16 protein-coding genes are annotated in these 13,885 nt (G+C 54.9%); 13 read left to right on the forward strand and 3 right to left on the reverse strand.

All coding sequences use genetic code 11. The features are described from left to right. Window positions 1-54: 54 nt before the first annotated feature. The 11 genes from K1V27_RS11905 (at window position 55) to K1V27_RS11955 (ending at window position 9,669) form a co-directional block, all read left to right on the forward strand. Window positions 55-873, forward strand: a complete 819-nt coding sequence (locus K1V27_RS11905) for an ATP-binding protein (protein WP_258930221.1) — start codon at window positions 55-57, stop codon at window positions 871-873. Between the two features lie 170 nt (window positions 874-1,043). Then, window positions 1,044-1,508, forward strand: a complete 465-nt coding sequence (locus K1V27_RS11910; RefSeq protein ID WP_258930222.1) for a hypothetical protein — start codon at window positions 1,044-1,046, stop codon at window positions 1,506-1,508. Window position 1,509: 1 nt separating this feature from the next. Further along, a complete protein-coding gene (locus tag K1V27_RS11915; protein ID WP_258930223.1) occupies window positions 1,510-1,926 on the forward strand; it encodes a hypothetical protein in 417 nt (138 codons plus the stop codon). Window positions 1,927-2,261: 335 nt separating this feature from the next. Further along, entirely contained in the window at window positions 2,262-3,092 is an 831-nt protein-coding gene (locus tag K1V27_RS11920) for a CheR family methyltransferase (RefSeq protein WP_258930431.1), read from the forward strand. 36 nt (window positions 3,093-3,128) lie between these two features. After that, a complete protein-coding gene (locus K1V27_RS11925; protein WP_258930224.1) occupies window positions 3,129-3,608 on the forward strand; it encodes a chemotaxis protein CheD in 480 nt (159 codons plus the stop codon). A gap of 34 nt (window positions 3,609-3,642) precedes the next feature. Next, the gene (locus K1V27_RS11930; protein WP_258930225.1) at window positions 3,643-4,062 is read left to right on the forward strand and encodes a response regulator; all 420 of its coding nucleotides are present in this window, start codon (window positions 3,643-3,645) and stop codon (window positions 4,060-4,062) included. Further along, complete coding sequence (locus tag K1V27_RS11935) at window positions 4,022-4,477, forward strand: chemotaxis protein CheX (RefSeq protein ID WP_258930226.1); 456 nt, start codon at window positions 4,022-4,024, stop codon at window positions 4,475-4,477. Before K1V27_RS11930 ends, K1V27_RS11935 begins: the two co-directional genes overlap by 41 nt. A 40-nt stretch (window positions 4,478-4,517) precedes the next feature. Beyond that, complete coding sequence (locus K1V27_RS11940) at window positions 4,518-5,579, forward strand: protein-glutamate methylesterase/protein-glutamine glutaminase (RefSeq protein WP_258930227.1); 1,062 nt, start codon at window positions 4,518-4,520, stop codon at window positions 5,577-5,579. Window positions 5,580-5,697: 118 nt separating this feature from the next. Continuing rightward, window positions 5,698-6,078: a response regulator gene (locus K1V27_RS11945; protein ID WP_258930228.1), complete on the forward strand. Its 381-nt coding sequence runs from the start codon at window positions 5,698-5,700 to the stop codon at window positions 6,076-6,078. Between the two features lie 167 nt (window positions 6,079-6,245). Further along, window positions 6,246-8,387 carry a chemotaxis protein CheA gene (locus tag K1V27_RS11950; RefSeq protein ID WP_258930229.1) on the forward strand — a complete coding sequence of 714 codons (2,142 nt, stop codon included), beginning with the start codon at window positions 6,246-6,248 and terminating at the stop codon, window positions 8,385-8,387. Next, a complete protein-coding gene (locus K1V27_RS11955; RefSeq protein ID WP_258930230.1) occupies window positions 8,365-9,669 on the forward strand; it encodes a protein phosphatase CheZ in 1,305 nt (434 codons plus the stop codon). The genes K1V27_RS11950 and K1V27_RS11955 overlap by 23 nt, the downstream gene beginning before the upstream one ends. Window positions 9,670-9,782: 113 nt before the next feature. Here the strand turns inward: K1V27_RS11955 and K1V27_RS11960 are convergent, their stop codons facing one another. Both K1V27_RS11960 and K1V27_RS11965 read right to left on the reverse strand, forming a co-directional pair. Then, complete coding sequence (locus tag K1V27_RS11960; RefSeq protein ID WP_258930231.1) at window positions 9,783-10,295, reverse strand: chemotaxis protein CheW; 513 nt, start codon at window positions 10,293-10,295, stop codon at window positions 9,783-9,785. 312 nt (window positions 10,296-10,607) lie between these two features. Beyond that, entirely contained in the window at window positions 10,608-11,771 is a 1,164-nt protein-coding gene (locus K1V27_RS11965) for a hypothetical protein (protein WP_258930232.1), read from the reverse strand. Window positions 11,772-12,137: 366 nt separating this feature from the next. Between K1V27_RS11965 and K1V27_RS11970 the strand changes: the two genes are divergently transcribed. Together K1V27_RS11970 and flgM are read left to right on the forward strand one after the other, a co-directional pair. After that, window positions 12,138-12,362, forward strand: coding sequence for a DVU0524 family FlgM-associated protein (locus K1V27_RS11970; protein ID WP_258930233.1), 225 nt, complete (start codon window positions 12,138-12,140; stop codon window positions 12,360-12,362). Between the two features lie 80 nt (window positions 12,363-12,442). Further along, window positions 12,443-12,739, forward strand: a complete 297-nt coding sequence (gene flgM / locus K1V27_RS11975; RefSeq protein ID WP_258930234.1) for a flagellar biosynthesis anti-sigma factor FlgM — start codon at window positions 12,443-12,445, stop codon at window positions 12,737-12,739. A 205-nt stretch (window positions 12,740-12,944) separates the two neighbouring features. Here the strand turns inward: flgM and flgL are convergent, their stop codons facing one another. Further along, entirely contained in the window at window positions 12,945-13,865 is a 921-nt protein-coding gene (gene flgL / locus K1V27_RS11980; protein WP_258930235.1) for a flagellar hook-associated protein FlgL, read from the reverse strand. Window positions 13,866-13,885: the final 20 nt, after the last annotated feature.

A 13,885-nucleotide genomic window follows, 5' to 3' on the forward strand; every position in this document is an offset into this window, starting at 1 on the left:
GCCTGGAAGTCAAAATCATTTTCTTGAACAGTATAGAGTCTAACAGGGCCGTCGATGAGTAACCACCATAGAGACCTCTATGACACGCTGTTGCAAAAGGATTTGCTGAGCCAAGTCGGAGCCGTCCTGAACGGTTTCATCCATAATGTTTGCGGACCGTTGCAGAATATGATTCTGCTGGTCGAGAATCTCAACAAGCGGCAAAAACACATGAACGACTTGGTGTCTGCCGGGAATGGCTTTGATCACACACAAGTTGTGGAATCGAGTGACGCCCAGCTGCACCGTTTGCAGCAGTTGTCGGAACAGCTTCTCGCTCTGACCAAAATCACGGAGGATATCAGGGTCCTGCAGCGGTTGTTGAACTACCCTTCATGGATTGACCTGCGCCCGGCAATCGAGACACTGGTTGCCCTGTGCCGCTGCGATCGCTTTGCGAAATACCAGGTCACATTTGAACTGAATCTGCCACAGAATCTACCGGTCATAGGCATCCCCGGCAACAAGCTCACCTTCGCCTTGATGCGCTTCCTGATGAATGCGTTGTACGCCGTACGCGATGCCGAGGAAAAAAGGATTGCCATCGAATGCCGTGCGCACGATGACTGGATACGGCTCAGTGTGCGGGATTCCGGGAGAGAAGCGGCGGCGGATCCAATGGATAAGGACTTTTTTTCACTGTTCGAACTGGCCGATTCGCAGACCCGGTCACGCGCCGAGGATACCAGCAGATACGGCAGGCCGGGGCTTTGGACCGTGAGCCGAGTTCTCGCCCCGTATGGTGCCAGGGTGCAGTTTGAGTCAGACCGGGAGACCACTGCAACGATCCTCATGATTCCCATACGCGGTCGGGAAGTCCGTCCTTTGAAATGATACTTCCTGCAGTTTTTGCCTGAACTGGGAATTTTTTTCCCGTCGATACCCGCCGCTGGATTCAGTGATACGGCTTTGTCAAAGGTCTTTTGCGTTGTGGAATGAGATTTGCTCTGTCTCCCGGCTAACCCGGAAAATGAGCCGGATAACCATAACAGCGGAGAAACCCGATGAAAGTGAATCCCATTTCTGGCAAGGAGATCGTTGCGGGCGGAATAAGCGGAACTGACGCCAACCACCATGCGGAATGCACGAAGTTTGCGGAGCTCTTGCGCGAGGAAAAAGAGCAGCGGTGCGGTGCGGAGGTGGAATCGGCGACCGGGCAGCCGCCCATAGCGTCCCAGATGACTGCCCTTCTGCCGATCGGTTCAATGTTTGCGCCCGAGGGCGAAATCGCCGGAGCCATTGATGGCCTGTGCGACGAGCTGGGCGGTGTAGTCCAGAGTCTTGCGACACCCGGCGCGGATTTGAGAACCCTGGAAAACGCGCTCTCATCCCTCAAAACCAAGGCGGATGATTTGAGGGGAATTGCGGCAACAATGCCGAACGATCCCCTACTGGCGGAATTGAGTGAAGAATTAGACATCTTGGCCTATGTGGAGTCTATCAAATGGGCAAGAGGTGACTACCTTTGATATGGCAATTCACCAGGCGACTCATCGCAGATTGATCGGACGTACCTTGCTGGTTGCGGCCGTCTGCACGTTTATGGCCCCTGCCGTTCGATCGCCGTCCGCAGCAGCAGGACCCCTGCCCTCACGAATGGTTCTGGCAGGCCTGGAGGAAACCGAGGGTTCCATCGTTTATGGCTCGAAACCCTCGGCCGATGCGACCGGTGGCCCCTCATCCGCAACGTCCGCCGCCACACCCGGAACGCGCGCCGCAGGAAACAGAGTGGAGTACCGGGCAGGGCCGAGTGAAGATCAAAAACAGGCGCGCCGCTATCACGAATACCAAAAGGAAGCGGCATCAATGGATATGCTGCCGAATTTGTTTATTGATTTGAGGCCCGGCCCGCGCACCGACCGCATCAACAACATCCCCGGACATTGAACCCAACCGCTCCTGCCGCACCGACATGCACCCACGCCTGTCCCCCTCCCTGCCTGCCCCAAAGAATCCGGGGCGCCACCGGCCGACTTTCCGTTTTGCCGCCGTGTCACCGCATCTCTCACACCCATCCATAGGTGCCCCATGCCCGGGAATCAGAGCAAGTGCTCGGGCGGGCCGTCTTAGCACCCTGTGCCGCCGAAGTATTCGCTAAAGTAAATGCCCTCAGCTGCCGATGAAAGCTGCAAGGAGACATGGCACGGCATTTCCCCCAGCGGTTTTTGCCGGCAAGCCGATGGATTGACCCAAGACTGATTTTGAAGCCAAGAGACACTGTGATGCAAGAAGCCGGGTTACCTGATCATCTTTTTGAAAAGTACAGTGAACTTGTCTATCGAGAATGCGGCATCAATCTGCATCAAGGCAAGCGCGCTCTCTTGCAGGCCCGTTTGAACAAGCGCCTGCGTGCCACAAAGCTCCCCGATTACGAAACTTACTATCGGTTCTTAACTGCCAGGGGCAATACGCAGGAGCTCATCCAATTCCTCGATTGCATAGCGACCAATTTGACCTACTTTTTCAGGGAAATTCAACACATGAAATTCCTTGAGCAAATATTGCCGGATTTGCTGGCGGAAAAAAGCAAGCGGCGGGACTGTCGGCTGCGCGTGTGGAGCGCCGGCTGCTCAAGCGGGGAAGAGCCGTACAGTCTGGCCATGTGCATTCTGCCCCACCTGGATGATTTTCCGGAATGCGATTTTCGCATTCTTGCTACGGACATATCCACCCGAGCTCTGGCGGTAGCCGCCCGGGGCATTTATCCCAAGGAGAAGGTTCTAAAGGTTCCGGAACCCCTGAGAAGCCGCTACTTTCGACCAGACCCGTCGGACAGAGCGGCTGCACAGTATCACGTCGCGCAGGCACTGAAATCGATCATCAGTTTTCGCCGATTAAATCTAAAGGATGCGTACCCTTTCAAGGGCCCCTTCGATTACATATTTTGCCGCAATGTCATGATTTACTTTGACAAGTCGGTGCAGGAAAATCTCGTGAACAAAATGTCAGCTTACCTGAGTCCGGGTGGTTATCTGTTTGTGGGCCATTCGGAAAGTCTGATGGGACTGAAGCATTCATTGAAGTACGTTCGGCCCGCGGTCTATAGAAAATAGGGTTGCTGTCAACACAGGAATCATGATTGTAGATGCATGAGAAAGGTTGTCGGTGTTGCGGATCTGGCAGTTAGCAACAGAGTCGGGGAGGTGCTCATCACCTACTCGCTGGGGTCCTGTATTGCTGTGGTCATCTATGACCCGCTGGTGAAGGTGGGCGGCATGCTGCATTATATGCTCCCGGATTCAAGTCTCGATGAAGCCAAGGCCAAGCAAGTGCCTGCCATGTTCGCCGACACGGGCATTCCCATGCTGTTCAAACAGAGCTATCAACTGGGCGCAAAGAAGAGCAGCCTCATCGTCAAGGTGGTTGGGGGTGCTCAGATACTGGACGAAAAGGGCGTATTCAACATAGGCAAACGCAATTACCTGGCGCTGCGGAAAATCTTTTGGAAGAACAACGTGATGGTCACCTCGGAGCACGTAGGCGGAAACGTAAATCGCACCGTACGCCTGGAGATGAGTAGCGGCAGGGTTTTTCTGAAAGTTTCCGGTGTCGGAGAATTGGAACTGTGACGAGACTGGCCGCTACTTTTGGACTGAGGCAAACATGTCATACAATGTCTTGCTGGTAGATGATTCCGCATCGCTGCGCAAGGTGATCCGCAAGATCCTGCGCACATCCGGCTTCCACATGAATGAGTGCTTTGAAGCGAGCAACGGGCGAGAGGCTCTGCAGGTACTGAGCAGGCATTGGATCGACCTGGTTCTCACGGACATTCACATGCCGGAGATGGACGGATTCGAACTGCTGGAAGCTATCAGCAGAAATGAAATTTGGCGAGATCTGCCGGTGGTCCTGGTAACCACCGAATCCAATCCGGGGAGACAAAGGAGAGCGATGGAGCTGGGCGCCAGAGGCTATATTCGCAAGCCTTTCCGGCCGGAAGAATTGCGCTCCCTGTTGATGCGGGTTCTGGGAGAAACTCATGAATCAATGGCAAATGGTGATGAAGGGTGTGATTTCTGAATTATTGGAAACCATGTTCTTCATGTCGGTGGATTTCGAGTCTTCCGCGGTCGCGGTTGCGCCGCTATACGCCCTGGAATCGCAAGTTGAGTTGGTGCGGAATATGCAAACCGTCACCGTACATCTGTGTATGACGCGCCCGTTTGCCCTGGTCGCTGCGGCCAACTTTCTGGGGGTAGAGGAAAAAAACGTCGCATGGAAGGACGTGGAAGACGTCGCCAAGGAAATGACGAACATGATCGCCGGCAGTTACAAGCTTCAATTGGATGACAGCGAGTGGAGCCTCGGGATCCCATCAATCGGAACAGTGACGCAGGCTGCCGGCGCTTCGGCAGGCACCGGGTTGCCCTTGTCACATTTGGGCGAACAGATAGGATCGATCTTCCTGACCGAAAGTCGCCGGGAACCGGCCTGAGAATGCTTTTTTGTCCGCAAACCATTGACGAGAATTGCACATGAGCAAACCGATAAAAGTGCTGATCGTGGATGACTCCGCCATTGTCAGGAAGATTTTTGCGCAGGAAATGTCAAAGCATGCAGATATTACAGTGGTGGGAACGGCTCCGGATCCCTACGTCGCCCGGGATAAGATCGTTCGCCTGCAACCCGATGTGATCACCCTGGACATAGAGATGCCCCGCATGGATGGGCTGAGCTTTCTGCGAAAGCTCATGAAGTACTATCCGATTCCGACCATAATTGTCAGTTCGCTCACCCCCAAGAACAGTGAAATGGCTCTTGAAGCCATCGAGTGCGGCGCGGTTGAGGTACTGGCTAAACCCGGCGGGGCATATTCGGTGGGAGACATGAGTATCCAGCTGGTGGAAAAGATAAGGGCGGCGGCCCAGGTGCGCATGGTCAAACCCGGCCAGCAGCAGAGGGTGCTGCCATCCAGTGGCAGCATCGCCACCAACGATTCATATACTCTCAAGCGCACCTCGCACAAAATCGTCGCAATTGGGGCCTCGACGGGAGGTACGGAGGCATTGAAAAGTGTTCTGACCCATCTCCCGGCAAACAGCCCCGGCATTATGGTTGTTCAGCACATGCCCCCCAATTTCACCAAAGCCTTCGCAGATCGTCTCAATTCCCTCTGTAAAATAGAGGTGAGAGAGGCGGTGAATGGTGATGCTGTCTTGCCGGGACTCGCTCTCATAGCTCCTGGAAATTACCACATGGCATTGGGGCGCAGCGGAGCGCGTTACTACGTCGAAGTCAAAAATGGCCCACTGGTTTGCCATCAGCGACCGTCCGTGGATGTGCTCTTTCAATCGGTCGCCAAGTATGCCGGCGCCAATGCGGTGGGAGTCATCATGACGGGTATGGGAAGAGACGGCGCGGCGGGCATGGTTCAAATGCGCGCAGCGGGTGCCCGCACTGTCGCCCAGGATGAAGCCACTTGCGTGGTCTTCGGAATGCCCAAGGAGGCAATTCGCCAGGGGGGCGCAGAGTTTGTTGCGCCACTGCAGGAGATCCCTTCCGCCATTCTGCGGCTGGTCTCTACTGCAGATCCATGAAAGGCAGGCTGCCGACGCTGTCAAGGCGGAGCCTGGAAATGCCGCCTCAATGTCAGAGCGGCAGCGGGCAGTGATTGAACAGTTAACCGGACAACTCATGCACTGAAGGAGTAATGACGTGGCCTATAAGGATCTCACCGCTTTGGTGGTAGACGATTTTTCAACCATGCGACGAATCGTAAAGAACATCTTGCGGGACCTGGAATTCAAAAATATTTTGGAGGCGGAAGACGGCATGGCCGCCGTATCGGTACTGAAGGCTCAGAAGGTGGATGTCATTGTATCGGATTGGAATATGCCGAAAATGACGGGACTGGACCTCCTGAAATTCGTGCGCTCCGATGACACGCTCAAGAACTTGCCGTTTCTCATGATCACAGCCGAATCGCAGAAGGAAAACGTGGTCGAGGCGGTGAAGGCAAAGGTCAGCAATTACATTGTCAAACCTTTTACCGCCGAGACGCTGGGCGAAAAATTGGCAAAGATTCTTCCTGATTAGGATGGCGGCCGCGCATCTGCGCGCACGGCGAAACGATAATATTCCAAAGAAAGGTTTTCTGCATGGTCGGCAAGTGCCGCGCACACAACACAGCGGTTCATCACCCGCTGCTCATTGGAGGCCGGGAAGCCAGACAGGAAACCGTCTCGTGAAGAAGGATGCCAGACATGCAGCAACTCCTGAACAAGCTGGCCAACAGTGTGATTGGCGGCCCGGACGATCTGGCCGGCATCGGGGAAATACTGAACCTCCTGGATCTGCTGGAAGCAAAGGACCCTTCGTTTGCCGGCAACGGGGCTCATCTGGAAGCCCTCAGGAAGATGTTCAACCACATCATTCTGGATGAATCGCAAGATCGTCAATCCGATTGGCTGGCCATACAACGCAAGGTGGCGGAACTGTGCGATAACGGCCGGGATCAATCAGCAGCAGCCGGGCAACCGTTTGAAACAGTTTGCGAACCGGCCGATCCAGGCTTTGCCGATGCAGGTGAGGGCCCCACGGGACATGGCGCAACGGAAATTTTCGATCCTGAACTGGTGCGGGACTTCCTTGAAGAAGCCAGGGACCATTTGTCCTCGATAGAGATGAACCTTCTGGCGCTGGAGACGGACCCGGAAAACCTGGAAGCCATCAGTGCCATATTCCGTCCTTTCCACAGCATTAAAGGTGTCTCGGGCTTCCTGAATCTGCCCGACATTCACAACCTCACCCATCACGTGGAAAACTTGCTGGACGAGGCGCGTGCCGGCAAGCTCAAGGTGACGGAACAAGTGATTGATCTGGTTCTGGAGGCGGTCGACATACTGAAGATGCTGCTGGATCAAGTGAAGATCGCGCTCCAGGACAGCCACCCTGTCCAGGCTTGCTGGGCTGAGGTTGAGGCGTTCTGCAAGCGGCTGGAATGTCTGCAGGACACCCATGGTGCTGCGGCTGAAGCCGCCACCGGCGGAGGAAGCGGGGAAGCGGTTGAGCCTGCTGCACCGCACGGCTTTCCGGCCGCGGTCGATACTGCCGGTGAACCAGCTGCAGCGGCGCGCGGTGAAATGCGAACCACTGCGACACCGTCCCCCTCAAATCCGTCCAAAGATCCTACCCTGCCGTCCCGCACAAAAGAGAGGGCAGCCTCGGTGAGGATCGACACCTGGAAGCTGGATAATCTGGTGGATATGGTCGGCGAACTGGTCATAGCCCAATCCATGGTCTTGCAAAACCCTGACCTGCAGGGAATCAAGAATCAGAAGCTGCAAAAGGACAGCATTCAGCTTCGGCGCATCACCAATGAAATGCAGCGAATCGCCATGTCCATGCGAATGGTGCCGATCAAGAACACCTTCCAGAAAATGACTCGACTGGTGCGGGATCTATCGCGCAAATCCGGCAAAGAGGTGGCTCTGGCGATGCACGGGGAGGAAACGGAAATAGATCGGAACATGGTCGAGGAAATCTATGATCCCCTTGTGCACATGATCCGCAACTCCATCGATCATGGCATCGAAACGCCCGAGGAACGGACGGCCGCCGGCAAGAATCGTCAGGGAACCATTCTGATCGCCGCGGAGCAAAAGGGGGGAAACATTGTCATCGACATCAGAGACGACGGCCGCGGTCTGGATACCGAAAAGATTCGCGACACCGCAGTGCGACGGGGAGTGATAAGCGGCGATGAGCAACTGGATGAGAAGTCTATTTATGAACTGATTTTCCACCCCGGCTTTTCGACCAAAGATGAGATCACCGAGGTGTCAGGGCGCGGCGTGGGCATGGACGTGGTAAAAAAATGCATCGAACACCTTCGTGGCAAAATGGAGATTTTTTCGATACCCGGGCAAGGCACCCAATTCCAGTTCAAGCTCCCCCTTACGATGGCCATCATTGACGGCATGATTATCCGGATCGGTGACCAGCGCTACGTGGTTCCGACCATCTCCCTGCAGGAATCCCTGAGACCCCTCGAGGATGCCTATGTGACGGTCCAGGGAAAAGGCGAGCTGATAAAGGTGCGTAAGAACTTGATGCCACTGATCCGTCTTCATCGCATTTTTGAAGTGGAACCAAGATGCCACGACCCATGGGAAGGGCTGCTTCTGGTAGTCAACGAAGACGGCCGCCCCTATTGCCTGCTGGCCGATGAAATCGTCGGCCGGCAGGAAGTCGTCATTAAGAGCCTGGGAGGCTCTCTTGGGCATATCCAGGGCGTTTCCGGAGGAGCCATCCTGGGCGATGGCAGGGTGACTCTAATCATCGATGTTAAAGGAATCGTAAAACGCTACAAGGAAATACACAATGACATCAGCGATGCAGCGTGAAGAATGGGAAGAACTTGCACAAGTCCTCAAAAGACTGCAAGACAAGGTTCCTGTTGCCGCTACGGACGGAGACTTTTCCGAGGCGGCCAATTCCATTTGCCGAGATTTGCGAGGGGTGCAAGCAACGGCGGCAATGCTTGAAATGCCGGAGCTTGAATCAGCGGTGGTCTACCTGGAGAAGTGTCTGCAAGAGCGGATCGTGCCCCACGCCGACCAGCGATCCTGGCTGGCTTTTCAACTGGCAGTGGCCGGTCTGGTCCAGGCGATGGAGCACGGAGCGGGCAACGGGGGAGTCGAGATCAACCTGGAGCAGATTCAAAGGGCGCTGGAGACCGGCCTGGCGGCAGCAGCCGGGGACCATCAATCGCCTGAGAAGCAACCCGACATTGCCAAGCTGCAGCATCTGGTAACGCGCCTGGGAGGAGAATGTTGCCTGCAGTCCAATGGAAGCGGCGGAACCGCCGTCCACCTGCAATTCGCGGCAACATCGGAGAACATGGAGCAATTGGAGGAATGCTTCTCCCTCAAGGATGCCACCGCCTTATTGAACAGCGATTTTGTCCTGAAAGACGATCGCATCCAGAAGGTTCTGAATAATGTGCGAGAGTTCATGCAGGCCATGTCGTCAGGCGATATCAAACGTTCTCAGGAGATCCTATTGTTCCTTGCAGAGCAACAGGATCAAGCGGGGCTTTACAACGAGATCGGGCTGATGGCAAGAGAACTGCACAATTCCCTGAGGCATTTCATGGACACCCTGGACCCGAGCCTGAAAGAAATCGTGGAGAGTAAAATACCCGATTCCGGGAACCGGCTTGAACACATCCTTGAGCTCACCGAAAAAGCCGCCAACATCACCCTGGACCACGTGGAAGCCATCCAAAACAGAAACCATGAGGACCAGCGCAGAATAGCAGAGACCCGGAAGCTGCTGAAAAATCTCCAACCCATCAGTGCGCAGGCTCATACAAAACTCGCCTCCGGTCTGCAGCTGTCCGAGGAGCTGGCCGCTTCACTGCAGCAGACGCATGAAGATTTGATAACCATTCTCACGGCCCAGGACTATCAGGACCTGACCGGCCAAATCATCATGAAGATCATGAATCTTTTGAACGAATTGGAGTTGAAGCTGGTCAACGTTATCCGCATATTCGGGATGAAGGGGGATGTCACCCCGGAAAAGCCAAGCGAGGAGCTCTACGGTCCCGCCTACAAAGGGAAAGCGGAGGCCTTGCATTCCCAGGATGACGTGGACGCGCTGCTTGCCCAGTTTGGCTTTTAGCGGGTTCAACCCAGGCGCGGATGAAGTGGTTGATTGAGCCTGTGCAAGCAATATGGCGTCCTTTGATCAGGCGCACAGGCTCAACCCGGCTGCCGACTGCGGCTCCCGGTCCGTTACAGAGCCTTGTCCAACAAGAGAATCTCGTGGGAAGACAACACCTTGTCGATATCCAACAAGATTTTCACACCATCATTGGTCTTAGCCATGCCCAGAATATATTCGACGTTGAGCTTGCTGCCAAATGTCGGTGTCTCTTCAATGTCTTCACTCTTCAGCTGTATGACCTCGGATACTGAGTCCACCACGATGCCCATGAGGATCGAGTTGTCTTCGCGGTGAATCTCCACCACTATGATGCAGGTACGTTCCGTATAGTCCTGCGCCGCCATTCCAAACTTGCGCCTCAAATCGATTACCGGAATCACCTTGCCGCGCAGATTAATCACGCCTGTGACAAAATCGGGAGTTTGCGGTACCGAAGTGACGGGCAACATGCCTATGATTTCTTTCACTTTGAGTATCCCGACCCCGTATTCCTCTTTCGCCAGACTGAAGGTCAGATACTTGCCCCCTTTGTCCGTCGGAAATCCTTGGTAAAAGTCTTGGGCCATTGCCGGTTCAGCCATTGTGATCTCCTTTTCGCAAAAACAGTATCAATGCCGCGCTCGATCCAGGAAAACCGTTTCCCCCGGTGGGCAAAAATCGCGTCATTCCAGAACAGGCGGCCGACCACGACAGGAACGGTTCAATCTTGTGTTCATAGCGGTGTCCCCGCAATCAAGTATGGGGTCGGCACCGTAACGTTCCACCTGCTTTCAAAAATAATCGGACCCACAGGGACAAAACTTTATCGGTTTTTGACGGTCGGCGCGGGAGCGCATCGCACCATTCCGGCTTGCCGATTGGAAGAAACTTGGCGCATTCGGGGGCAATCCGGCTCAAACGTTGTCCTCGACAGCACCCGCCGCCTTGTTTTTGTCGATTCTCCCCAGGGTCAAGTTGAGAGGCTGTCTGCGGGAATGTGCCAGGCGAGACCAATTGAGGATCTCTTGCATGAGTTTTTCCTCGCCCACCCGCTTTTGCCTGACCGGGGAGTGCAGGTCGTTGTCCATAAACCCCGAATTGATCAAGGTCCAGTGACCTCGATAGCGGGCCACAACGCCGGTATGGCCGCGACGCCCGGTAGAGAAGCTGATGACCAGTCCGGGTTCCAGCACTGGTTTGATTTCCTGCCATATTTCCCGGGCTATGCCGGCCGGCCGCCGCCTACTGTGGAACTGCTTCGAAAAGAGGGCTTCGCCCGAGGCTTCTATCAGCCCTTCTCCGGTGAAATAGCTATTGAGGGGCAAGCGTTGCCGCATCGCCCTGCGGATGAGACTCTGTTGCACTCCGTCCCTGCCCTCATAGCGAATGCCGACCCCCTTCAGCCCTGCCACAACCAATTCATAGCAGTTCAAGCGCTTGTAGGATTTTCCTATGAACGCGCGCAGCTTCTGCACCAGCTCCCGGCCCAGAGCTTGTGAGCCATCCGGCATGGAAGGGCTGCCCGGCGCTGCCGTAACGCCCTGCTTCCACCCTTTGCTTTCGCTCTTATTTGCTCGGGCTGCTGTCATGGATACGGGCGTGTTTTGCGACCCCGGCTTGCCGACTTTCAGGCTTGCAACAACAGAGTAAGATTGCGCGACTCTGCCCGTGGACCGGGCTTTTTCCTGACAGTCCCACAGGATTTCTTGTTTCTCGCGATCGAAATAGATTGCCTGTCCTACAGCTAGCTGCCGATACGGCTTGTCCCTGTTCTGCGGCGCGTGAATCAATTCCCAACAACGTTTCTGATAGTCTGGAGACGCGCTGAGGAGATGCGATACAGTGGGGTTCTCACGGCTGATTTTGCCGAGACAAATGAGCTTGTTGGAGGTTGCGCCGGGCGGGAGCTGCGTGCCGCTGTCCTGGGTCGGAGGTCCTTGCGAAGTCTTACGGCCGGCCCGGAAAGCTCGTTGACGTTCCAATTCCTGGGAAAAGTTGAATTTTTTCTTGATGAAGCCCAGGCCGCCCCCACCACGATTTCCTCTACCCCCCAATTGCAACGCAGCTCTTAATTTCATTGGCCTTCCGTCATGTTTTCATGAAATGTTCCCCACCCTCCCGGGCAAGGCGGTCAAGTCCATTCAACGGGTTGTCTCATCATGGGTCCGATATGGTGTCATTGCCTCATGGCAGCATAAACCGCAAGCCGGAATCTTCGGCATGCCCGGCCCCTGCGGCGTTGGCGGCATTGCTCGAGGACGACGCCATGGGCAGCCTTGCGACAGCGTCAAAGTATGCAAGAATGGTTCCGGTAGACCCTTGAACCTGACAAAATATCCCTTCCCCCTGCAGGATTCCGATTCCCAAAAAAACGCAGCCGAGAAAAAATTATTTGTAAAGTTTTGCGCGCTCTCGACCGATCTAATGAGAGAAAGGATAAACCCATGGTGATTACCGACAGCCGCATACAAAACGTATTGAGGACCTACAGTAATCAGCTGCAACGCTCGAAGCTTTCGAGCAAGCTGGAAGCAGGTATCCCGAGACTCTCCGAGGAAAAGGTGAGCATTTCGGAGGAGGGAAGACGCCGCAGCATCATGGAACATGTGGCCCATAAGGCTCTAGAGCAGGCCTATCCGCGCAACCCGGAAGCCAATGAGACCATTTGACAGAAAAACATCGCCGATGCTACTGTAAGGGCTCGTTCAAGCTTGTTTCAGGGTCGTCGGATAATACAAGGAGTTCCCCCATGGAAATTAAAAAGGTCGGAACATACAGCGCGCAGTCACTGCAAAAGATTCAGGAATCACAGCGGCACTTGAGAGGGGACGAGAAAGTGAGCCCGCAGGATGCCTCAACCGGTGGGGACAAGGTGGAGCTGTCCAAAGGTTACCAGCACATGACGCAACTGAGCAAAGTGGCGATGGAGCGGAGTGATGTGCGCACGGAAAAAGTAGACCAGTTGCGAAAGCTGATTGAAAACAACAACTACCAAGTCGACCCTGAAAAAATCGCCAGTAAAATAGTTGCCGACAGCTTGTACTGATAGGGCACCCAGCTCCGCCGCTTGCGGCAACCCCGCTTCCGGGGTCAACCCAGAGCCGGTCGGAACGACGCCGGCTATTCCACATAGAGCCCCGACAACTCCACACCCGCAATGAGGAAAATCATCTTGAAACAAGCCATCGGATTGGATCCCACTCTGATTCTTGGGTTGCGGATTGACCGAGAACCCGAGAATTGTCCAAGGATCATCGCAGGTAGTTCAGCAGGTTTAGGCCATCGAGCATCGAGGTGACCTTGAGGGCCGCTTGAAAAACGGTCTGTTTCTGCTGCAGTTGCGATATGACTTCCAGATAGTCTGCTTCACTGATATCCGCATAGCGGCTCTGGGCGGTGATGTTTAAGTCGGCCAGAGCTTCCCGGCGGCGCTCGAGTCGCTCGAGACGAACGCCAACGACGGCCTGGCGACTGGTGATATGCTCGTAGGCACGGTCCAGAAGCGTGAGGGAATTTTCGATGTCAACCACGCGCTCTTCGGCAATAGCATCCTTGAGATCTTCCAGCATCTCAAAGATGTTCGTTCCCTCTTCCGCGTCGCCACCAATAAAAAAAACGTCCTTGCCGTCCAGGTTCACCCGCTCGTTTTCCCCTGTCCCAGACGTCCGCACCATGAGCCCTCTTTCGTTCCCCTGGTAGGCGTAATGCGAATTGCCGTCAAAGGGCGGAGCGGCGGCGGCAAGCGTGCCGTCATCAGCAAACCAGCCGCTGAAGATGTAAAGACCGTTGCACTGGCTGTTGGCGGTCTGCAGCGCCTGGCCGAGGATCTGTTCCATTTCGCTGCTGTTGACTGTCCGCTCTGCGGGACTGGTGGGCTTGATCGCCCTTATGGCCACTTCTTTAGCCCGCATCAGGAGTTCGGACATTTTGTTCAGAGCTGCCTCGGTCGCCTGATGCCAGTTAACCGCAAAGTGAATGTTGCGGTCATAGGTCTCAAGCTCCCGCAGAGTTTGCTTCATGTTCAGAACCTGCGCCCACGCCACCGGATCGTCACTGGCACTCAGCAAGCGTTTGCCCGAGGATAGCATGGTTGACAGTTTATCCAGTTCGGATTTTTTGCAGTTGAGGTTGTGGATGGTCTTGTCATAGCTTGCCGCAAACGTGATTCGCATGGCCCGTGCCTCTCTCCTTG

Origin of the sequence: Desulfoferrobacter suflitae, from assembly GCF_022603395.1 — a bacterium.
Taxonomy (GTDB): domain Bacteria; phylum Desulfobacterota; class Syntrophobacteria; order Syntrophobacterales; family Syntrophobacteraceae; genus Desulfoferrobacter; species Desulfoferrobacter suflitae.